The following is a 21,623-nucleotide window of genomic DNA, read 5'->3' as shown; positions in this document are numbered from 1 at the left end:
ATAGCAAAAAAGCTAAAACGCCACTCGCATGCCCACATTCCCGGTTATATTAATGTCTTGGTATTGCAAGCCCATTTTAAGCCCCACCCCCGCATTCACATACATCAAACGCCACAAATGCATTTCGCCTCCTGTGATCACGCTCGCAAAAGTGTTAAAAATTTCCCCCTTGCGATACAATAAAGTGTTTTCACCCACAAAACGCACCACATTGTCGCCTTTAGATTTGATTAAAAGATCCCTGCCCAACATCGCTGTTACAAAATAATAGGAATTTTTGCCAAAATATTTACGGCTCTCCAACCCCATGTTGAGCGTTAAAACCGATTCGTTAGAGGGGTTTGAATGCATGAGAAATTGTTTGTAAGCGGCATCATTCATTTTGCCTTTCATCCCGCTCAAGCCTATAAAATGATAGCTCAAGCCCACTTGAGGTTTTAGCACCACGCTTTTTTGTTTGAACATGAAATCATAGCCGTAATTCCCATTCACGCTCGTTGTCCAGGTGTTGTAGTTGTAGCGTTGGTTCAACACAGAGAGCAAAGAATTAGAAGAATTGATACTAGTTGCATTGCCTCCATAAGTTTCATTCGTGCTCAAAGTGAATTCGTTTCTTTTTAAAAAGGCCCTCGCATACATCCCCACATCCACATTATTACCCAAAGAATGCATGATATTCCCATTAAAGTCGCTATACCCATAAGCCACATAACCCCCAAGGATCACATTTTTAACCAACCGATCATAGCCCACATTCAAGCCATAAAGCGTGCCATTGCCCCCAGAAATAAAGCTCGCTCCCCCAATCCCTTGAACCCAAAGGTTATTTTGGTGTTTGCTAGGTTGAGAGTATTTGACAAAAACCTCTCCAGGATTAGGATCGCTAAAACGCTTGTTTTTAAGCTCTAACAAGCGCTCAGAAAAATCAGACTCTCCCTCTCTAGCCCTAAAATCAGAGAGTTTGGTTAAACGGCTGGTTTGTTGGGTGTAACTCGCCAATTCTAAAAGGTTGGTAGCGTTATCCCTAAAATTAGGGTTAGAAATCAAGCTTGCGGTGTTTAAAAGATCTTTTGTTACGCCTAAGATTTCATTCAAAGAGTGGTTTTCTAAATAAATTGGTGCAAAAAGCGGGTTTTCTTTAGTGTCTATCATCAATGTTGAAAGCCACTTGATAGCGTTATTCCCCCCTATCGCTTCAATTTGATTGAGCGCGCTTTGCCCTTGAATGCCCGCAATGTAATCTTGTAAGGTAGGGGGGGTAAAATCCATGATCTTATTGCCATAAGACATTTTTATCTGATCATGAAGGACAGAAAGGCTTAAAATATGGTTTTGAGAGGCATTATTTGAGTTAGGCAGCGCTACGCTTAACAATAACCCCTTATCTTGTAATAAAACCCGTTGACCCAAATAAGTCAACACGCCGTTTTTTTCCTCTATGTGGTTTCCGTTGATATTGATTAAGGTATAGAGCTTCAAATACGATTGCAAGCTATCGGGGTTGATATTGTAATCAATGTAACGGCTGCTTTTTAATAAAGTGTAAGTCGTGTTATTGGCCATGACATTATTGACATTCATAAAAGGCGTTTGGGTGGTGTTGAGATTAATGATCCCCTCTGTTTGAATGAGCGGTACTGGCGTTTGAATGTTTTCTAAATTAAAATGTATCGCTCCAAAATTATTCAACGCCCCCCCTACTCCTAACCCATAAACACCGGTACTTAAAGAAGCGTTTGAAGCGATCACTAAATTTTGAAGCACCTCTATTTTTTGCGTGGCGTTGTTGTTAAACGCTCCTTGAATGTTTAAATTATTCGTTACAAAGCTGGCGTTTTTTTCTAACACCGCTTGGTTGGAAATCGTGAGGTTGTTGGCTTGGAATTGAGCGTTATTGTAAAGATACAGGTTTTTAACGTTTGCAGAGCCTTTAATCTTTGAAAAATCAACCACCCCGTTAGCGTAAATATTGCCTGAAAAATTGAAATCATTCGCCGTAATCATCAAGCTCTCATCGTTATTATTTAAGGCGATTGGCGCGTTATTTGACGCGTTATTAGAAGAAGCGTTATTTTGAGCGGTGGTGCAAGGGTTTGTAGCGTTAGCTGTCGTTGGAGTGCCTTGTTGCGCGCAACTAGCGTTGATAAACAGATTGCCTTGAGACACAGAAACATTGTTATTAGCGGCGTTAATCTTAAGGCCGTTGCTCGCATTAAGCGTGGTGATGTTAATGTTAGAAACTTGATCGGACAATAATTGAAGCGTTCCAGCGTGGTTAGTGAATGAAATATGATTGTTTCCGGCAAAAATGAGCGAATTCCCTGCGTTAAAACTAAGTGCACCTCCATTGGCGTTAGAGAAAGTGGAATTTTGCACAAAAACATTGCCTTGCGCGTTGAAACTAAAATCCCCTTTTTGCCACGCTTGACTCAAGCCATAAGGAGCGAAAAGCCCCTTGTTACCAAGATTAGGGATCAAATCCCCCAAACCTTGTTCATAAATAGGCCCTAAACCTTTAGCCGCTAGGACTTTGTCTAAAACGCTTTTAATCTGCTGGTTTTGCAACAAGCTTTCTAAAGAATTGAGCGTGTCTTGGCCTAAAAATTCGCCAATCATTTGTTTGCCTAAAGCGGCTGCATCGTTTTTTAAAGCGTTGCTCGGTTTGACAATATCTTGCAATATCACGCTTATGACTTGCCCTATATCGTTAGCGGAAATAAAGCCGGTGATCTGATTAAACAACCCTTTTTTATTTAATAAATCATTGATTGACATGCTCCCTATAAGCTTTTCAGGGTTTTGCAAATCAATGCCCCCCAACCCGGCTAATCCCCCCACTAGCCCCGTCCAAAAGCCTAATTTTTGTCTGATCAAATCCTTAATCGCCGTATTCAAACCGCTATCGTTCATGAGGTTATCAAAATTATTCTGCCCCAAAAGCTGGCTTAGGGTTTGATTTTTTTGTTCAGGCGTTAAATACCCTCCAATCACGCTATCACTCCCTAGCGTATCTGCTATTAAATTCCCTAATCCCCCGGCTTTATTAATGGATTGCATCGCCACTTCGCCCAAAATATTAGCGAGCCCGGCTTGATTGAAAACCTTATTAATACCCCCTTGACCCAGCATGCTAAAGATCCCATCGGTTTGCGAGCTTACGATATTAGCCTGATTGAGAATGAGCGAAGTTTGGCTGTTAAAAGTTACGCTAGCGCTCCCCCCAGTCCCCCATGCGTTCCCACTCCCTAAAGTGCCGGTAAGATAAATTTCTTTAGCGTTAAAAGTCGTGTCAATATAGCCCAAATCAGCCGAGCTGGACTCCAAAAGCTGCCCCAAATAAGTGCCTCTAAATTTTTGGCACACAATATCGGTGTAATCGCAAGGCTTTTGATAGCCCAATCCCCCAAAAACAACCGCGCTATTGGTGTTTGTTTGCCCTATTTTAGTCGCTCCCACAATCAAAGTGCCGTTATTGAAATTTTGCACCACCGAATTATTTGCGTTATCAATCAACTCGTTAATGTTTTTCCAATCGTTAGGCGTGATGAGTTTGGTAAGCTGGTTTAGCGCATTAGAATTTAGATCGCTCAAACTTGAGAGCGAAAAATCATTCCCCAATATCTTTTTGATTTCAGGGTAGAGTTTGAGAGCCATTTGCCCTAACGCTTTGATATTGTTGAAATTATAGCCCTTGTTATAGACATGCAACGCGCTAATAGGGTTGCCTTGCGCGTTATAGGTTTGCGAGATGACAGAAGAATCAGAGGTGAGATTATTATTTTTCGTGGTGTTATTGCTGCCGCTGGCTTGATAGGATTGGTTAGGGTTGTAATAGCCTTTCACATTGCTCGTGAGATAAAACACGCCTTCTGCATCATCGCTATAAGAATACACGCCATTAGCGTTGTTATAAACTTTTTGGTAGTTAAAGATTTCAGAGCCAATGTTATAGAGCGTGTTTTTAATACCCGGGATTTGAGAGAGCGTAACGCTTAATTGGTTGTCTTTAAAACTCTCGGTGATTTTTAGGGCGTTATTGAGAGGGTTAGTGAAACTATAAGTCTGGTTAATAGCATCATAGATCCCATCATTGATGCGCATGCCAAAGAAGTTGATACGCTCATACCAATTATTGTTCATACCCGCTTGAATGATGTTATACACACGATCTTTATTATCGTTTAGATCGCTTAGTAAATCAATGTTAGCGATATTCAAACTCCCTTGATCGCTGAAAACAAGCTGGCTGTTTTTTAAATCCAGCACGCTGCTGTTGTTAGGGGTTAAGAGGTTGCCTCCCAAACTTAAGGGCGCTTTAATGTCAAGGGCTTGATGGAAAGTGATGGGGCTTTGAGAAAAAGCGTTATCATAGAAATTAAACGCCGTGTTAGAGGTGATAGTGCTAGAGCCTTGAAAATCTAAAGAAGAGTTATTGCTTAAATTAAACTGCCCTCCTAAAGAGACCGCTCCCTTAAACACGATAGAGGAATCACTCAAACTCGTAGTAATATTCGCTGAATTGAAATGGACCGCTCCGTTAAAATTAAGGTGAGAGCCATTACTCGCAATCAAGCTCGCATAATCGTTGATCGTGGCATTGTTAGAAACATTAATGGTGCTTTGGTTGAGGTTGAGCGAGCTGGTGTCGTTCAAATTCAAATCGCCTTGAAGATCCAAGGTTGAATGGTTACTCGCATTGATTGAGGCGTTTTGAGAAAGACTGATCGCATTGGCTTTAATGCTGCTTGTCCCCACTGAAACGCTTAAATTGGAATTGTCAAACAACACGCTTTTAGCTTGCATTTGATACAAACCAGAGCTTAAATTAGAGCTGTTAGTGAAACTGATCGCATTAACGGCATTGAATTTAAAAACAGATTGCGTTTGCCCCACATAGCCTCTAAAAGAGCTGTTAGAAAAATCCAGATTCAAAGCGTTGAAACTAAAATTAGGGTTGCCTTTATTTTGCGCGGTATCGTCTATAAAATAGGAGTTTTGAGCCTGAATGTTCGCGCTGTTAGAAACAAAATTCATAGAAGAGCTTTGCGTGCCAGCAGCGCGGTTATACAAAGTCGCGTTCGTTAAAAGAATGCCTTGAAGCCCGTTAAAATTAAGGTTCGCGCCCCCACCGCTAGAAATGCGATTCCCGCTTTCAATGCTACCGGTGATGTAAATCTTTTGCGCTTCATAATGCCCTGTAATAAAGCCTATGCATTGCAAATTCCAGCAATGCCCGCTCGAATCATTACTTCCTGCCCCCTTATTGTCCCCAAAGCGAATGATTGCATTAGATTGCGGCACATCGCTCGCATCCGTCCATATATTTTTAGCCCCAAAAACGATCGTGCTGTTTTGCCCGGTGAACGTTTGAGAAAATTCCGCTTTAGTGAATAGAGTTTTCCCGCTCGCATAAAAATCAATGCTGTTGTCGTAATAGTAAATGGTGTTGTTTGGATTCCCTAAATTATTGTTATAGCTGTTAGGCATGTAGGTCATAAAACCGAGAGCGTTTTGATAATACAAACGATCCGATTTTTCCATATCCACATAATCAAACACCATGCCAACGCCCAAACGCCGGATAGAAATGCTGTTTTGTGAAAAAATTTCTTGGAAATTGTAGGTTTGGTTATTGAAAGAATACACCACATCATAGACGCCATTACCCGCGCTAGAGACGAGCTTTTCACTGCTTGCCCCATGCCCTTGGTAGTTGATGAGCTGCCATAGATTTTTACTGAAAGCGTTGTTGTATTCAATTTCTTTAGAAGAGCTTACAAGGGTGATAGGGTTGCCATTAGTGATAGATTCATCAATATTAATAACAGAATGAGCGTTAAAAGTGATTGTTCCATCGCCAAAAGACAAAGGAGCGTTTAAATTTTTTAAAGTGATATTATTTAAAGTAACCTGCCCTTTCACGCTTGTGTTCGTAGGGCTATTAAAAACCACATTATCAAAGGTTGCATTCCCTGAAATATTCACAGAGCCGGTATTATTAAAATTAGCGTTATTTTGAGAGTCATTACTATTGGTAGGGTTCCCAAAAACAGCACTCCCGGCAATTTGCAAATTTGAATTAGCGTTAGTGAAACCCCCCACAAACGAAGTGGTCGCGCTAGAATCATTGAAATTAAAAGAAGCGCTGTTGTTAAAGTTAGCGTTATTGAACGAAGCGTTTTTTGCGCCAATCTCAAACGAACCGCTATTAAACTGGTTGTTATTTGAAAAATTCAAGCTATCGCCGCTGAATTGGTAACTCCCTCCATTAAAGTTGGTGTTTTCAAAAGTCGCTTGCCCCGCATTGAAAGTGAATTTCCCGTCTTTGGCTTGGTTAGTGAAAGTTGCGCCATACACGGAAAGTTTGCCGTTAGCGTTTAGGCCACTCAAATTCTGCGAATTATCCATGTTTTGCGTGGAAAAAGTCATGGAGCTTGAATAAATCCCGGCGTTATGTTGCGTGATAGTAGCGTTAGCGATATTGATACTATCTACCCCATTAAAGACGAGATTGGCTGCCCCACCGGTGCCTATACGATTGCCAGAACGCAGATTCGCTGTGATATACACATGATAAGCGCTATAAGCGCCGTTAGTCGTGCCTGTGCATTGATAATACGGCCAAGGCCCGCAATGCCCATTAAGAGCGCTCCCTGAAGTGTCCCCAAAAGACACCGTGCCGCTAGAAGAAACGCTATTTCCAGTCCATGTTGCGTTATACCCAATCACCAGATTGCTATTACTCGCGCTAAAGGTCTGTTTAAACGAGTTAGTGTAGCTCCCCCATATTTGAACGCTCGGCAAGTAATAAGTCCCGCTCTCTGTAAAATTTTGGGATTTGGGGATGTAATATTTATGATCATACCAAGGCATGTTAGAATTGATATAATTTGAAGCGGATAAGTCAAATTTGGAGCCGTTAATGACAGGGGGTGGCGTGTAAGTCCCGCTCTCTAAAGCTTGAATAATGATGGAATTAGGACCAAAAGTTTCTTGCAGTTTGTAGATAGTATCCCCTATTTTGTAGCCCACTTGATAGACTTGCGTAGGGTTTGAAGAGGATTTAGGGGGCGAAGAGTCAGCGGGTTTAGATGTTGCAGCGTTTTCGCTCAAAAGCTGTCCAGTAACCCCATTGTAAGTGATCATATCCCACAAACCTTGAGCGAAACTTTGCGGCTTTGAAGGGCTTTCAGTTGTTTTTAAGGCGTTTGTCAGGCTATTGAGCGCATGGTTTAAAAGATGATTATAAGTGATCCCACCGCTAGAATTTAAAATCGTTACGCTATTTTTATCCCCTAAACTTGTGAGGTTGAAAGTCGTCCCTTGAGTGAGAGTGATTTTAGAACTCCCAAAATCAAGGGTTGAGCCATTGTTCAAATCATTCTTACCGCTTAAAGTAACGCCACCGGTAACACTCATGTTGTTTGTATTAATAGAAGTGTTAAAAGTCGTGTTGTTAAAACTTGCCTCTTTTTCTATAGTGATTTTACCGGTATTATTAAAAGTGGCGTTATCAAACGAAGCGTTTTGTATCGTCAATTGCTGGTTTAAATTGTTAAAGGCTTGCTCAAAAGTCGCAGAACCCTTAAGAGTGGTAGTGCTGCCGCTAAAAGAGCTGTTTTCAAACAGAATTTGGGGGTGCTGAGCGCTGTTAGTTGGATTACTTTGGTTGTTAAAAGTAAAAGTCCCCCCATTAAAGGAGCTGTTTTGGAAAGTGGCTTGATTGTTAAAAGTATAGGAAGCGTTACTAAACGAAGCACCATTAAAAGAGCTTGCGCCTTTAAAAGTAAAACTACCGCTATTAAAGGCGGTGTTATTGGTGGCTTTAAACTCTTTATTGAAAGTGAATGCCCCCCCATTCCATTTCGCCCCACTAAAAGTGGCGTTCTCTTCAAAAGTGAAACTACCGCTTGCATTGCTAAAGGTCGTATTAGTAGCGTTAGTCGTCCCTTTAAAAGAATAGCTAGGCCCTGAAGTGGAGCAATTAGCCCCTATCCCAACGCTAACTGAAGAACTGCAAGTATCCCCACTTAAAGAAACCGAATTAATGGTAATGGCGCTGTTAGCATTGCCTACATTCACTTGCGAAGTTTTATACGCGCTGATATTGGAATTGATAGTAACCTTATTAGCGTTCAAGTTTAAAGTGGCTGTGCCGGTGTGCATGCCAGCTCCCGATCCCACACGATTGCCCACTTCTACGCTGTTATTCACATTGATAGTCCCAGCGCTAAAAGTAACATTAGTATGCCCATTAGGATACCAAGAAGTGAAGCTATTCCCACTACTCGCACCTAGATTAAAAGTAGCGTTACTGCCTAATTCAATGTCTAAATTCCCCCCATTATATTCCCCTCCGGTGTAGTTATACAGACCGCTTAAAAAATAAGTGCCGTTATCATTTTTTAAATTGGCTGTAATATTTTGGTTGTTTTGAGTGTGGTAGTAATTAGCCGCATTACCCCCTGCCCAAGTTTTTGTTATGAGTTGGTTTCCTGTGTATTGTTGTGTTTTTTCCTCCCATTTGTCGCAACTCCATACAGCATACCATGGATGATGCACGCATACCTTTTGGCTTTTTTCCCCCCAACTAAGCCCCAAAATGTCTGTTCCATCAGCATACACCCCACTAGCAAACCCACTGATGAGTAAAGGCATAAGCCATAAAGGACGCTTTAAGATTGTTTTTTGATGCGATCGTTTTATACTTTTTGGTTTCTTTTTAAACTTTTTCATTAAATGCTACTTTCTCATTTCCTAGATGGTAGCCAAAAACTCTCTCATTTGATTAAATCAAAGGGACTAAAGTGCATTTTTCCCAAACAAACGCCAAAAAAACAAAGTGCACACCAGCACAAGCAATTCCTTAAACAGCCATTCGCTTTGAGCATGCGAGCGGGCAAATTCAGCGCTTTGAAGCGCAACTTCGCCCACCTTTTGTGCGTTTAAAATATAAGGCGTGTAATAAAAAACAAAGAGCAAACACAACGCCCCTATCGCCACGCCAAGGATCAAATACACTAACGATCTTTTATCATAAATAAAGGAAATGATTTCATAAAGTAACACCACAAAACCGATCGCGCCTAAAACATAATTGAAACGCACAAAGATTTGCGCCATGAGCTTCCCGCTCTCAAAGGGAGTCAGATTCAATTCAGGTAAAATGCTTGAAGCTTTGAAAACAATGGGCGCAACTATCGCTCCTAGAATGATCAAAGAGCCGCCCAAAATACCTAAAAGAAGCAAATACACCCCTAAACCAAATTTTTTCATCTTCCACCTTTTTTAAGATTTTTGCAACAAATGGTTACAATCCTTAAACTGCCACACTTGAACTAAAGGCATAAAAAATTCTAACAGGGCCTGAATGTCAGTGATTTTATCTTTTAAACCGATAAACGCTTCAATCTTCACGCCTTTTTCTAATAAAACTCTAATTATAGAATCACTATACTTGTAATTCAATAAAAATTCTAATTCTTCTAAAGAACCCTCTTTTTTAAAACGCTCCATTTTAGCGCTCAAGCCCACTTCTTCATAAAAGTTATTCATGTAGCTTTGCGGGTCTTTTTGAAACGAAGAAAGTTGCAAGCGTTTGAACGCCAAACTCTTATGCGCTAGCATGCAAGGCGAAAACAATAACAAAGAATTGATGCGGCGCTGTTGCAAGATTTCATTATAAGCGTATTCTATCGCCTTAATCGCTCCCATAGAAAAGCCTGACACATCATAAGCCCCTTTTAAAAGCCACTCTTCAAACAAAACGCTTTCATTAATGAATCCAAAACCACTAAAAAAACGCATTTTCACCCGTTCAATAAATCATACAAATTAGAATGTTCTAAACATTCTTGCTCCAATAACAGAGCGCTCAACCGCTTGCAAGCTGTAATTTGCGGCTTTAAAAACTCCAGTTGCTCTTCATAAAGAACGCTTAAAGACTCTTTTGTAGGGGCTAAAAGAAGCTCGCTAGCCATAAATTCATTCAAAAATTTCGCTTTTTGCAAGTCTTGTTTAGACAGACTATAACGCTCCTTATAGAGCAACTCTAAAATAATTGTCCCGCTCAAATACACTTTAATGTAATTTTTAATCTCGCTCTCGCTATGGATTTTATTTTCATTAAAAGCGATAAATTCCCCTAATATTGGCGCTTTATCAAATTCAATTTCTAGCCAGTACGCGCTCAAGGCTTTCGCGCTTTGATATAAAGCGACCAATTCTTTTTGGTTTTCGTCTAAGGTTTGAGGCTTTTTCTTGCCGTAAGCGATCTTGTCTTTCACTTCTAAAATGTCGCTCTCAATGATTTCGGTTCGTTGGTGTTTTAGGGCGTTTAGAGCACTTTCATTGATTAAAGTCGCTAACATCGCCCCGCTAAAACCCACGCAAATTTTAGCGATCTTAAGGTAATTGAGCGCATGCTTTTTGTTTTCTAAAAGCTTTTCTAAAATGCTCTGCCTTTCTAGTAGATCCGGTAAAGAAATGAAAATGCGCCGATCAAAACGCTTGCTCCTTAATAGCGCTTCATCCATCACTTCCATTTGGTTAGTCGCTCCTATCACCACCACCTCATCGTTTTGCAAAAACCCATCCATTTCGGTTAAAAGCTGATTGAGCGTGGCCTCTCTTTCATCGCTCCTATGCCCTCCCCTAGCCTTACCCAGAGCGTCAATTTCATCAATAAAAATAATAGAGGGGGCATGCCTTTTAGCGTGCATGAAAAGTTCATGCACTTTTTTAGCCCCAGCCCCCACATAAATTTGAGAAAACGCGCTCCCGCTTTCATAAAAAAACGGCACTCTAGCTTCACTCGCTAAGGCTTTAGCGATCATGGTTTTCCCCACTCCAGGAGGCCCGATTAAAAGCACGCCTTTAGGGAGAAAAATCCCTAAATCCTGGTATTTTTTAGGGTTTTTTAAATAATCTATCACTTCTAATAATTCTTCTTTAACTTCATCCACCCCTGCAATATCTTCAAAACGCACCCCTAGCGCATCGTATCGCTGGAATGCATTTTCTAATTCGTTTTTAGTTGCGCTCTCTAAACTCATTTTAGTATCCAATCGTTTGGGCAAGCGCCAAAAGATCCCAAAAAGCATGCTAGAAATGAAAAAAAGCAACGCTAAAAAGATTTTAGAAACCTTATTTAAATTTTCTCGTCTTTCTATGGGCATGCTTTCTGGGATTTTATAGGCTCTTAAAAAGGCTTCTTTGTTGGTTTTATAAAGACCCTTGTTAGCATAAAAATAATTTTCATCTTCAATTAAAGTTTGTTTGGGGTGGGATTGGATCACATAAAAAAAGTCCTTACCCGATATGAGCCTAGAAACATCGCTCAAAACTAAAAAAAGAAGCAAGCAAAAAGTAAGGATCAAAAACCCTAACGCCAAAACAAGCGAGCGGTTTTTGATGCGTTTAAAGGGAGCGGTGAGGTTTTCTAAAAATTTAGAAAACGGCATGATTTTCCCTCTCCTTAATTTCATACTCTTTGATTTCTAAAAAACTAGCCCTTAAAGGCTTATCGCTTTTGATTTTAATGGGGTTGAAAAATTGATCTAGGGCTTTAAATTCGCCGTCTTTTTGCGCTTCCACTAAGGCTTTTAGGGGCGTGTTGAGTTTGAGTTGCAATTGCCTGAACGCCTTATTTTTATATAAAATCAAATCTTTAATCGCATTCAAACGCTTTTTAGAATCTTCCAAACTCACGCTATCAGTCATCAAGCTAGAGGGGGTGTCTTTTCGTTTGCTGTAAATAAAAGGGTGGATGTGCGTTAAGGGCAAGCTTTCTAAATTCTTAAACGCTTCTTCAAAAACGCTTTTACTCTCGCCCGGATGCCCTACAATAAAATCCGTGCCGATAGCAAAATTCTTAGAAGCGATTACCTCTAATAATTCCCTATCGCTTTTTGTGCGGTTTCTTCTGTTCATCTTTTCTAGCATGAAATCATGGCTGTGCTGTAAAGCGATATGCAAATGTTTTTCTAAAAAATCCTCTTCTAAAAGCTCTAAAAATTCATCGTTAATTTGATTAGGCTCTAAGCTCCCAATTCTGATGCGTTTTAACCCAGCAATCTGGCTTAATTTTTTAATCAATCGTGCGATATTGCTTTCTTTATCTTTCCCATAGCTCCCCACATTGGTGCCGGTTAAAACCACTTCTTGAACGCCTTTAGAGCATAAAAGGCCCACTTGCTCTAAAATTTTCCTTTCTTCAAAACTCCTAGCCCTCCCTCTCACGCTTGGGATAATGCAATAATTGCAATCAAAATCACAGCCTTCTTGGATCTTGATAAACGCCCTAGTCTTGCCCACAAACTCGCTCACCATCGTGGTGTCTAAGTGCTTGTTTTCTAAATTGTCGTCTATAAAAAAACGCTTTTTTTCTTGTAAAAGCGCGTTAATCTTTTCTTTATTGTCATGCCCAAAAACGCCCTTTAAAAACCCTTTTTCAAAAAGCTCCTTGCCTTGGGTTTTCACCCCACAGCCAGTAAATAGCACTTCCTTATTTAATCGTGCCATTTTTTTAGCGTAACTCCTTACCGCGCTATCGGCCCCATTGGTTACGGTGCAAGAATTGATGATAATAATATCGGCTTCTTGTTCTTCTAAGGTCGCGCTAAAATCCTTCAAATTCTCGCCCATCACTTGCGTGTCAAAAAGATTCGTCCTGCACCCAAAAGTTTTGAAATAGACTTTTTTCATTTTTGTTCCCTTTTATTCCCAAAGCCATCGCCTAGAAAATCAGCATCCACTTTAAGCAGCTTGCTGGTCGTATAAGCGATATGGATATTTTCTTCTTTCAAAAAAGCTTCAACAATTTCAGCCACAATCTTGCTCCTTAAAGACATGGTCGCATACGAATTGGTTTGATACCACACTGAAATCTTTATCCCGTTACTTTCAGGCATCAAAAAGCATCGAGGCTTCACGCTCAAACTCCTTAAAGAATACCGGTCGCGCATTTTATTGAGCTGTTTATAGGTAATATCCGTGTATTCTTTAGACAATTCTGTAGCGACATTGAGCGCAATTTTAGAAGCTTTTTTAAAATCAGAATCAAATGTAACGCAAAAATCCACCCCATCCCAAACCGTTTTCATCCCAAAATGGCTGTAATTAGCAAACATGGTGGTGAAAATGTAATTGTTAGGCACAAAGATAATCCGGCCCGCTCTCCTGTTGTTCGTATAAGTGGTAAAGGTTACGTCTTCTAAAATCGTAATGTGCAACATAGAAATATCCAACACATCGCCAATAAAAATATCCGTCCCCTTAGCGATACGCACCCTATCGCCCACATGCACGCTCCCCCCAATCAAAATAATAAACCACCCAAGCAAGCTCATGAACAAATCTTTCATCGCAATCGCTAAACCCGCGCTCGCAAAACCTAAAACCGTGACCAAGTAAGTAACATTTTCTAAATACGAAAAAAGAAAGATTAAAATGATCACGCTCACATTCACGAAGTTAATGGCTTTATTCACGGTATAGACGCGCTCATTATTTTCAATGTATTTACTGGAAATGATTTTTAAAATCCAAGCAAACACCACGCTCAAAAGGGCTGCTAAAAACACATAAACCAATTTAAAAAGCTGGTTTTTAACTTGAGATTTAACGATGCTTATAGCCTCATCGCTGTCTTTTTGGAAAATCCCAATCGTGGTTTTTAAAATATTTTGAGCCCCTTGCAATTCTAAGCGTTTGGCTTGAGTTTGATAAATTTCATCGCTTAATTTCGTGCTTTTATCCAAAGCGTGCCACTGATTTAAAAGCTGGTGTTTTTGATCTAAAAGCCTTAAAACTTCTTCTAAAGCGCTCTGGTTATTTTTAAGACTTTCATGCTTTAAACGCATGCTTTTAATGAAAGAAATGCCATCAATGATCGCAATAGGGTTAGCGATATTAGGGATATTGGGGATATTAGGGCGCTCTATCAAGTCCTTAAAAGGATTGACCCCATAGCTTTCAAACATTTTTTGCTGGGACTCTAAAGCCTTTAAGGTGTGCTCTAAGGTGCTAATCTTTAACAAATCCTTGCTTTTTTTATTTTTTAAACGCCTTAATTCCTGCCTCACGCTCTCTTTTTCGGTATAAATTTGGTTGTAGATCTTATAGTTTTCAAACTTTTTCAACCACACATTATCGTCTTTGGCGAGTTTTTTATCCACCAAAGCCATTTGTTTTTGTATAGAGGATAATTCTTGGCTCTTATCTTCTGCTTGCAAAAACAAAAAACAAAAGAATAATAATACCCTTAATGCCATTTTTCTAACACCTTTAAAATCGTTTCTTTAGGGATATGAGAGGCAATCTCAAACGCTCCAACGCCTTTAGGCAAAATGAATTTTAGGGTTTGGTTCTCGCTTTTTTTGTCTAAAAACAAGCGTTCGTAAAATTTTTGAAGATCAAGGATTTGGTAATTGAATATCAGATCAAATTTTTTCAATAAATTTTCTATGCGTTCGTATTCTTTTAGAGTGAGCATGCCTAAAGAAAGGGCTAAATCATTAGCCATGCACATGCCAATAGCGATCGCTTCGCCATGCAAAAATCGCTCATAATCAGTCTCTTTTTCTATCGCATGCCCAAAGGTATGCCCATAGTTCAACCCAGCCCTGATGTTTTGCTCTTTTTCATCTTGTATAATAACTTGAGCTTTGATACTGACGCTTTGGACAACCACTTCTTCTAAACAATCTTTTAAATCCTTTGTTTCCAATGTTTCTACCAAGTTTTTATCAAAACACACCGCCATTTTAATGATTTCAGCCACCCCTGCTTGAAATTCCCTTTTTTCAAGGGTTTTTAAAAAAGCTAAATCAATATAAACCGCTTTAGGCTGGTGGAACGATCCGATTAAATTCTTGCCATAAGGCGTATTGATCCCTGTTTTCCCCCCCACGCTCGCATCCACTTGAGCGAGTAAAGTCGTAGGGATATTAATAAAATCAATCCCCCTAAAATAAATACTGCTCGCAAACCCCACCATATCGCTTATGACTCCCCCACCAAGGGCTATCATTAAAGAATGGCGGTTTAATTGCATTTCAAAGGCGTTGTTTAAAATGCGCTCTAATGAATGAAAGTTCTTGTATTTTTCCCCAGACTCTATCACGCACACTCTGACTTCTAAGGCTTTCAAGCGCTCTAATAAATACGATAAATGCAACCCGGCCACGATGCTATCGCTAATGATGAGCGCTTTTTGTTTCAATTCCATTTTGGGCAATTCCCCCAAAAACACTTTATAGCTTTTTTCTTTTAAGGGGATTAAAATTTCTTGCATTCTTTCACTCCGCTACAGGGATAAAAATTTGAGGGTTATCATCGTTTAAAAACGCTAATTTTTCCACTTTAGTGGATAAAAACCACCAAAAGCGCGTGTGCGTGATGCACTCTTCAAAAGGCATGAAATGCAAAATGGGATTTCTTAAAGAATTGAGATACATGATAGGATTTCTAATATCGGTTTGGAAAATCTCAATCTTGCGGTTAAAGGTGTTGGCTAAATTTTCATAATGATTGACAATCTCGTTTTTATAGCGCTTGTTAGGGTCAAAATCATAGAGCAACAAGCCCAAATCCATTTGCATAGACACATCAAAGATCACTGAAGACATGTCCTCATTAATATCCAAACTTTCATTCAATACCACCACGCTTTGAGAGGTTTTAGACAAGCCGGAAGTGTTGGTTTTATAAACTGGGGTGGCTGTTTTATACAAGGCCTTTCGGTGTTTTTTAGATAAAAAAAGCTCTCTGCCTACCACGATTAGGCCCATTTTTTTCTGGTGGTCTTCATGGAGTTTTTGGATAAAACTTTTCCTGTAAAAATCAAAATTCACTTCAATACTTTCGGTTTCTAGCGATAAAAATTTATGGTAAAACTTAGGGCTAGTGGGGTGTAAAACCTGGATGTAGAGCTTGTAGCTCTTTAAATGTTTGTGCAAAAACAAGGCTTGATACACATCGCGCATCATCGCTTTTCTGTTCTGCAAACGCATATCAATATATAAATAAATGCTCTTACCAAAGGGGGCTGGGAACTGCCCCACATTGCTTTTGACTTGAAGATACACCGCATTCAAAATTTCAGGATTACCCGCCACTAAAAGAATATCTCGCGGCTGGATAACTAAAGATTTAGTGGAGAGCAACAAAACATCGTTGCGATAAAGCCCTACAATCCTGTATTCTTTTTGCCTGATAGAGCCAATGTGTCTGTAAGCAAAAACACTCCCAAAAGGCACATCAATCTCCATGATCTCGCCCTTGCCTAACCCAAACTCTCTAGGGGTGCTAGGGATATTGGGCAAACGAGAAATGAATTTATTGGCTAAAACTTCAAATTCATCAATCAAAATAAGCTTTTCATCTTTATTTTCTTCATTATTTTCTAAAGTTTTTTCACCATCTTTTTTCACGCTCAAAACCACGCGCATGCGTTTGAAATGGGTTTGAATGATTTTATGGATGATGCGCTGTTCTTTAAAATCTTGTATGATTAAAAACGCGTCGCTCACCTCATCGTTTAACACTTGCAAAAGCCTGAAACTAGAAGTCGCATCAAAACAATAAAAAGCGAAAGTGCTCGGATAATTTTTAGGGATAAGGCTCTCATCTTTGACAACCACTATATAAAAATTATGATTAGAATAATGCCTTAGCACCAAGTCTAAAAAATTTTTTGCTACAATGCCATCTAAAATAAGGGCGATTTTTTTCAATTCCAAACTTCCTAAAAAATGATTACGCCATTATATCCAAGATTAAGGCTTAAACGATGGATTTTCAACTCCAAGCTATTGACAAACACGCGCGAGCTGGTCTTTTAAATTTAGCCCATTCTCAAGTGGCAACGCCTGTTTTTATGCCCGTAGGCACGCAAGGCTGCATCAAATCTTTAGACGCTATGGATATGCAAGAAATTTTAGGCGCTAAACTCATTTTAGCCAACACCTATTACATGTATTTAAGGCCGGGTGAGAAAGTGGTTGAACAATTAGGAGGCTTGCATCGTTTCGCTCAATTTCAGGGGAGTTTTTTAACCGATAGTGGGGGTTTTCAAGCCTTTAGCTTGAGCGATAATGTCAAATTGCAAGAAGACGGGATTGTTTTTAAATCCCATATTGATGGGAGCAAGCATTTATTCACGCCCACTAAAGTTTTGGACATTCAATATTCTTTGAATAGCGATATTATGATGGTTTTAGACGATTTAGTGGGCTTGCCCGCTCCCTTAAAGCGCCTTGAAGAATCCATTAAAAGAAGCGCTAAATGGGCGAATCTTAGCCTAGAATACCACAAAGAAAAAAACCGCCCCAACAACAACCTTTTTGCCATTATCCAAGGCGGCACGCATTTGAAAATGAGAAGTTTAAGCGTGGAATTAACGCATAAAGGTTTTGATGGCTACGCTATAGGCGGTTTAGCGGTGGGGGAAAGCTCTGATGAAATGCTAGAAACGATCGCGCACACCGCCCCCTTGCTCCCCAAAGACAAGCCTCGCTACTTAATGGGCGTAGGCACGCCTGAAAATATCCTAGACGCTATCAGTTTAGGGGTGGATATGTTTGATTGCGTGATGCCCACCAGAAACGCCAGAAACGCCACCCTTTTCACGCATTCTGGCAAAATTTCTATCAAAAACGCGCCTTATAAATTGGATGATACCCCTATTGAAGAAAATTGCACTTGTTACACTTGCAAACGCTATTCTAAAGCCTATCTGCACCACCTCTTTAGGGCTAAAGAACTCACTTACGCTCGTTTAGCCAGCTTGCACAATCTGCATTTTTATTTAGAGCTAGTGAAGAACGCTAGAAACGCCATTTTAGAAAAGCGGTTTTTGAGTTTTAAAAAAGAATTTTTAGAAAAATACCACTTTTGTTCGCATTGAGTAGTAAAATGTAAAAAATACTAAAAAGCATTTTTTTACAATCAATGACAAAGAGCTTGCGTGAGTAAGCGATAACTTTTTAAAAAAAGCGGTCTTCTTGGGTTAGGGGGTTATTTAAGGGGGTTGTAGGGGGAATTATTTCAAAATACCCCCTATCCCCTTAAGGAAGTAGGTTTTTACTATAAAAATTAAATTTAAAAACCCTATTTTTTGAAAAAATGTAAGGTTTTGAGTATCCATTCAAGGATAACAAAACCCTATCTTTGATAGATCTCAGGGTGGGTGCTTTTAAAACGCCTGTGGAACCAAAAATAACTTTCTGGGTGGTTTCTAATCACCTCTTCGCACAAACTCGCTTGGGCTTGCGTGCATTCTAAAATATCGTTTTGCGCGTTATCGGTGATTTGAGAGCGGATACTCGGGTAATAGGTCGCTGTGTAATGCGAATAATCGTCATTAAAATCAATGAATACCGGCTGGATGTCTATATTGTAACGGCGCGATAAAATAGAAGCGATCGTGGTGTGCGTAGCGTCTTTATTAAAGAATTTCACCACCACCCCATCTTTAGGCACGACATTTTGATCCACTAAAATCCCCACAAGGCCGTTGCCTTGATTATACATTTTAATGAGTTCTTTCATCGCTCCTATTTTATTGACAAAACGCACCCCAAACGCCTCTCGCCTGCTCATAATCATGTGATTGATGGGGGCAAATTTAGTCAAACGCCCCAAGCACCCCCTACCATAATCCTTATAATATTGTGCTAAAGTCGTGCCTACCGCTTCCCAATAGCCAAAATGCATGCATAAAGTGATCGCTTGGCCTTCCTTGTTTAAAGACTTCCACACATTTTCTTCATTGATGAGCGTGAAACGAGCGTCGTATTCATCTTTAGGGATAAAGATCACTCTAATGGTTTCTAAAATGATGAAAGCAAAATTTTCATAACCCTTTTTAATGATCCTTTTTTTCTCTTCTTCGCTTTTAGAATCCCCAAACACAAAATCCAAATTGGCTTTAGCGTCAAAATAACGACGTCTATCAAAGGTTCTCATCAGCCACGCTAAAGCTTTAATGCACCTTAAAAACCAAAAATGAGGCATTTTAGCCAAAATAAACCCCAAAATATTCACTAAAAATTCCACGATAAAAACGCTCAAAATGTGCAGTTCCGTTTTAAAACCCTTATCGTTTTGGTTCAATATTTTTTCGTGTATGAGTCGTTCTTTATAAGTCATTCTTTTTCCTTTAAAAGGTTTAAAACGCATTCTTTAATTTTTTTAGGATCTATGTTTTGGATAGAAAAATCCTTCTTATGGTAGTTGGCGTTTGAATTACCGGTGAGCGAAACATTGATCGGGCTTTCTAATTTAAAACGCTCCATGGGCGTGTTGCCATAAAGGGTGATGCTAGCTTTTTGCAACGCCCATGCTAAATGCGTAATACCCGTATCGCCCCCAATAATCAAATCCATTTTAAAGAGCAACGCCTTAACTTCGTTTAAAGTGAGTTTAGGGAGCAATAACACATCGCGCTGGTTTTTTAAAGCGCCATAAAGCGCATTAGCCTTATCTTCATTAGCATGCCATAGCAAGCAAATTTGAAAATTTTCTAGCATCAAAGCCAGCTCTTTAAAACGCTCTATAGGGTAAGTTTTATTGATTTTAGAAGTTTCTAAAACAAAAAGGATTTTTGGTTTATTTTGATTCAAATTTAACGCATTGATTTTTGGAGAATCTTGGTAGGAAAACACTTTAAATCTAGAGCTTAAACCCTCTGAAATTTCTTCTGAAATTTCTTTTTGGGGCAAGTTTAGGGCATGAGAAAGGAGCGTGAAATTGCGCTTTAAAATAGGCTCATCATAAGCGATGGAAACTTTTTGCGAGTAAAAAAACGTGCTCAAACCCTCTCTAGCCGAAGCGTAATCAAAGCCGACTTTTTTAGGGGCTTTCAACATTTGCGTGATGAGGGCGGATTTGACTAGGCCTTGCATGTCAATGATTATATCGTATTCATAAGCCCTTAAAGATTTAAAAAGTTTGAAAATCTTCAAAGGGTTAAAGGTTGTAAGCGCGCTTTTTAAAGCGATGGGGTGTAATTTATCAATATAGGGGGAATGCTCTAAAATCGCGCCAAATCTTTCATCCACGAACCATTCTATTTGAGCATCAGTGAAACGCTCTTTAATCAGCGCTAAAAACACCGCGCTCACGATAATATCCCCAAGCGCTGAAAGCCTGACAATCGCTATTTTCAAGCAAACTCTATCGTCAAAGGAATGGGCTTAATGAGTTTGGGGAGCATTTCTTTAGCCAAGTAAAGCGCGTCATTAGAATGGATCACAAGCTTGTTTTTTTCTAGCGTGTATTTTAAATGATGACTGTCTGTCAGGCACAAATTTTCGGCTAAAGAAAGGATAAAACTCAGCCACTGCAAGGTCAAAAGGCTTGGCATCATCGCGCTCATGTGGGCGATAGCGTTGTCTTTAGGGATTTTTTTATGGCTGAATTGGGCTAATAAGCAAATGATCGCTCTATCCTGGTGGCTAAAGCCATAACTCAAAGCGTTTAAAATAAAATACGCGCTGTGCTTGTGGGCTAAATAGACGCTTAAAATCTTGCCCATGCTCGCTAATTCCCCCGCAATCTTTAAATGGAAAAGGTATTTTTCATCTATTTTATGCAAAGGCGATAAGGCTTCAAACAATTTCACGCATTCTTTTTTGACCTTTTGGCTGTGCTTTTCATGGGGCAAAAAGCGATCTTTTAAAGAGATGAGAGAGGGGTTGATATTGGGGGGGAATTTATAGTAATGGTGGCGCAATAAATCGCTCAAAAACACGCCTTCTCTCACCCCTACCCCACTGGTGATCATTAAAGAAGTTTTTAAATGCTCCAAAACGACTGATAAAATCAACGCCCCGCTCCTGATACTATCCAAACGCTCTTCATTCACCCCTAAAAGCCGTAATTGATCTTCTTTGAGCATGACGATTTTTTCAATGAACGCTAAATTTTTATGCGCATCTATTTCATAGCCATGCAAAGAATCTATAGGGTAACAAAAGCGTTTCATCAGCACCTTACTCAACGCCCTGATCGTCCCCCCCACCCCAAAGGCATTTTTATGCTTAAAGGGCAGTTTAGAGACCTCTTTTTGGATAAAAGCTTTAGCGGTTTTGGCATTCAAGGCTTTATCCAAAAACATTTCTTTAATGCGAATCGTGCCAATATCAAGCGAGATGAGATCCTTAATCTTGCCTTTTTCAATCAACGCGCACTCCGTGCTACCCCCTCCAATATCTATCGTGATCCCTGAATTTTTATGCAACAAATTCGCGCACGCGATCCCGCCATAGAGCGCTTCTTTTTGCCCATCAATGATTTTGATTTGCAAACCGCAAGCTTTTTTCACCCTCGCTACAAACTCTAACCGATTAGGGGCATCGCGCACCGCTGAGGTCGCCACGCACAGGATTTTTTTGCTTTTGTATTTGAGAGCGATTTCTTTAAATTCGCTCAAGGCTTTAACGGCTCTTTGCATGGGGATTTCTTGTAAGATTCCATTAAACGCATAACAACCCTCTGAAATCCTAACCTTAGACTTAGTCTCAAAAAGCAAGTAAAACCCAAACTGGCTCGTCTTTTTAAAGACTGCCAAACGCACTGAATTAGAGCCTATATCAATCACGGTTGTGATTTTAGCCATT

At 39.8% G+C, this 21,623-nt stretch carries 12 protein-coding genes; 1 reads left to right on the top strand and 11 read right to left on the bottom strand.

Annotation, left to right across the window (positions count from 1 at the left end):
- Positions 1-12: 12 nt before the first annotated feature.
- The 8 genes from imaA to EWZ81_RS07540 form a co-directional block, all read right to left on the bottom strand.
- Positions 13-8,736, bottom strand: coding sequence for an immunomodulatory autotransporter protein ImaA (imaA, locus tag EWZ81_RS07575; RefSeq protein WP_165549547.1), 8,724 nt, complete (start codon positions 8,734-8,736; stop codon positions 13-15).
- A gap of 66 nt (positions 8,737-8,802) precedes the next feature.
- The gene (locus EWZ81_RS07570; protein ID WP_165549546.1) at positions 8,803-9,276 is read right to left on the bottom strand and encodes a DUF4149 domain-containing protein; all 474 of its coding nucleotides are present in this window, start codon (positions 9,274-9,276) and stop codon (positions 8,803-8,805) included.
- A 12-nt stretch (positions 9,277-9,288) separates the two neighbouring features.
- Entirely contained in the window at positions 9,289-9,807 is a 519-nt protein-coding gene (bioV, locus tag EWZ81_RS07565) for a pimeloyl-ACP methyl ester esterase BioV (protein ID WP_165549545.1), read from the bottom strand.
- A 2-nt stretch (positions 9,808-9,809) separates the two neighbouring features.
- Positions 9,810-11,462, bottom strand: a complete 1,653-nt coding sequence (locus EWZ81_RS07560; RefSeq protein ID WP_165549544.1) for an AAA family ATPase — start codon at positions 11,460-11,462, stop codon at positions 9,810-9,812.
- The gene (gene mtaB / locus EWZ81_RS07555; RefSeq protein ID WP_165549543.1) at positions 11,449-12,705 is read right to left on the bottom strand and encodes a tRNA (N(6)-L-threonylcarbamoyladenosine(37)-C(2))-methylthiotransferase MtaB; all 1,257 of its coding nucleotides are present in this window, start codon (positions 12,703-12,705) and stop codon (positions 11,449-11,451) included. The genes EWZ81_RS07560 and mtaB overlap by 14 nt, the downstream gene beginning before the upstream one ends.
- Positions 12,702-14,273: a mechanosensitive ion channel family protein gene (locus tag EWZ81_RS07550; protein WP_165549542.1), complete on the bottom strand. Its 1,572-nt coding sequence runs from the start codon at positions 14,271-14,273 to the stop codon at positions 12,702-12,704. The genes mtaB and EWZ81_RS07550 overlap by 4 nt, the downstream gene beginning before the upstream one ends.
- Positions 14,264-15,295 carry a 3-dehydroquinate synthase gene (gene aroB, locus EWZ81_RS07545; protein WP_165549541.1) on the bottom strand — a complete coding sequence of 344 codons (1,032 nt, stop codon included), beginning with the start codon at positions 15,293-15,295 and terminating at the stop codon, positions 14,264-14,266. Before aroB ends, EWZ81_RS07550 begins: the two co-directional genes overlap by 10 nt.
- Before the next feature lie 4 nt (positions 15,296-15,299).
- The gene (locus tag EWZ81_RS07540; RefSeq protein WP_165549540.1) at positions 15,300-16,736 is read right to left on the bottom strand and encodes a COG3400 family protein; all 1,437 of its coding nucleotides are present in this window, start codon (positions 16,734-16,736) and stop codon (positions 15,300-15,302) included.
- Positions 16,737-16,792: 56 nt separating this feature from the next.
- On the opposite strand from EWZ81_RS07540, the gene tgt reads away from it, so the two are divergent.
- Positions 16,793-17,908, top strand: coding sequence for a tRNA guanosine(34) transglycosylase Tgt (tgt, locus tag EWZ81_RS07535; RefSeq protein WP_165549539.1), 1,116 nt, complete (start codon positions 16,793-16,795; stop codon positions 17,906-17,908).
- Between the two features lie 257 nt (positions 17,909-18,165).
- Here the strand turns inward: tgt and EWZ81_RS07530 are convergent, their stop codons facing one another.
- The 3 genes from EWZ81_RS07530 to EWZ81_RS07520 are packed head-to-tail and all read right to left on the bottom strand — an operon-like array spanning position 18,166 to position 21,622.
- Positions 18,166-19,152, bottom strand: coding sequence for a lipid A biosynthesis lauroyl acyltransferase (locus EWZ81_RS07530; RefSeq protein ID WP_165549538.1), 987 nt, complete (start codon positions 19,150-19,152; stop codon positions 18,166-18,168).
- Positions 19,149-20,171 (bottom strand): lipopolysaccharide heptosyltransferase I, encoded by a 1,023-nt coding sequence (gene waaC / locus EWZ81_RS07525; protein ID WP_165549537.1) that lies wholly within the window; start codon positions 20,169-20,171, stop codon positions 19,149-19,151. Before waaC ends, EWZ81_RS07530 begins: the two co-directional genes overlap by 4 nt.
- The gene (locus tag EWZ81_RS07520) at positions 20,168-21,622 is read right to left on the bottom strand and encodes a Ppx/GppA family phosphatase (RefSeq protein WP_165549536.1); all 1,455 of its coding nucleotides are present in this window, start codon (positions 21,620-21,622) and stop codon (positions 20,168-20,170) included. Before EWZ81_RS07520 ends, waaC begins: the two co-directional genes overlap by 4 nt.
- Between the last annotated feature and the right edge of the window lies 1 nt (position 21,623).

This window comes from Helicobacter pylori (assembly GCF_011140715.1).
Classification (GTDB): Bacteria; Campylobacterota; Campylobacteria; order Campylobacterales; family Helicobacteraceae; genus Helicobacter; species Helicobacter pylori_DA.
The sequence above is the reverse complement of the archived record's forward strand: the minus strand, read 5'-3'. Positions and strand labels throughout refer to the sequence as shown.

What these genes read in the sequence shown, in the direction of transcription:
- imaA (WP_165549547.1), bottom strand. Translation starts at nt 8,736, where the DNA reads ATGAAAAAGTTTAAAAAGAAACCAAAAAGTATAAAACGATCGCATCAA.
- EWZ81_RS07570 (WP_165549546.1), bottom strand. Translation starts at nt 9,276, where the DNA reads ATGAAAAAATTTGGTTTAGGGGTGTATTTGCTTCTTTTAGGTATTTTG.
- bioV (WP_165549545.1), bottom strand. Translation starts at nt 9,807, where the DNA reads ATGCGTTTTTTTAGTGGTTTTGGATTCATTAATGAAAGCGTTTTGTTT.
- EWZ81_RS07560 (WP_165549544.1), bottom strand. Translation starts at nt 11,462, where the DNA reads ATGCCGTTTTCTAAATTTTTAGAAAACCTCACCGCTCCCTTTAAACGC.
- mtaB (WP_165549543.1), bottom strand. Translation starts at nt 12,705, where the DNA reads ATGAAAAAAGTCTATTTCAAAACTTTTGGGTGCAGGACGAATCTTTTT.
- EWZ81_RS07550 (WP_165549542.1), bottom strand. Translation starts at nt 14,273, where the DNA reads ATGGCATTAAGGGTATTATTATTCTTTTGTTTTTTGTTTTTGCAAGCA.
- aroB (WP_165549541.1), bottom strand. Translation starts at nt 15,295, where the DNA reads ATGCAAGAAATTTTAATCCCCTTAAAAGAAAAAAGCTATAAAGTGTTT.
- tgt (WP_165549539.1), top strand. Translation starts at nt 16,793, where the DNA reads ATGGATTTTCAACTCCAAGCTATTGACAAACACGCGCGAGCTGGTCTT.
- EWZ81_RS07530 (WP_165549538.1), bottom strand. Translation starts at nt 19,152, where the DNA reads ATGACTTATAAAGAACGACTCATACACGAAAAAATATTGAACCAAAAC.
- EWZ81_RS07520 (WP_165549536.1), bottom strand. Translation starts at nt 21,622, where the DNA reads ATGGCTAAAATCACAACCGTGATTGATATAGGCTCTAATTCAGTGCGT.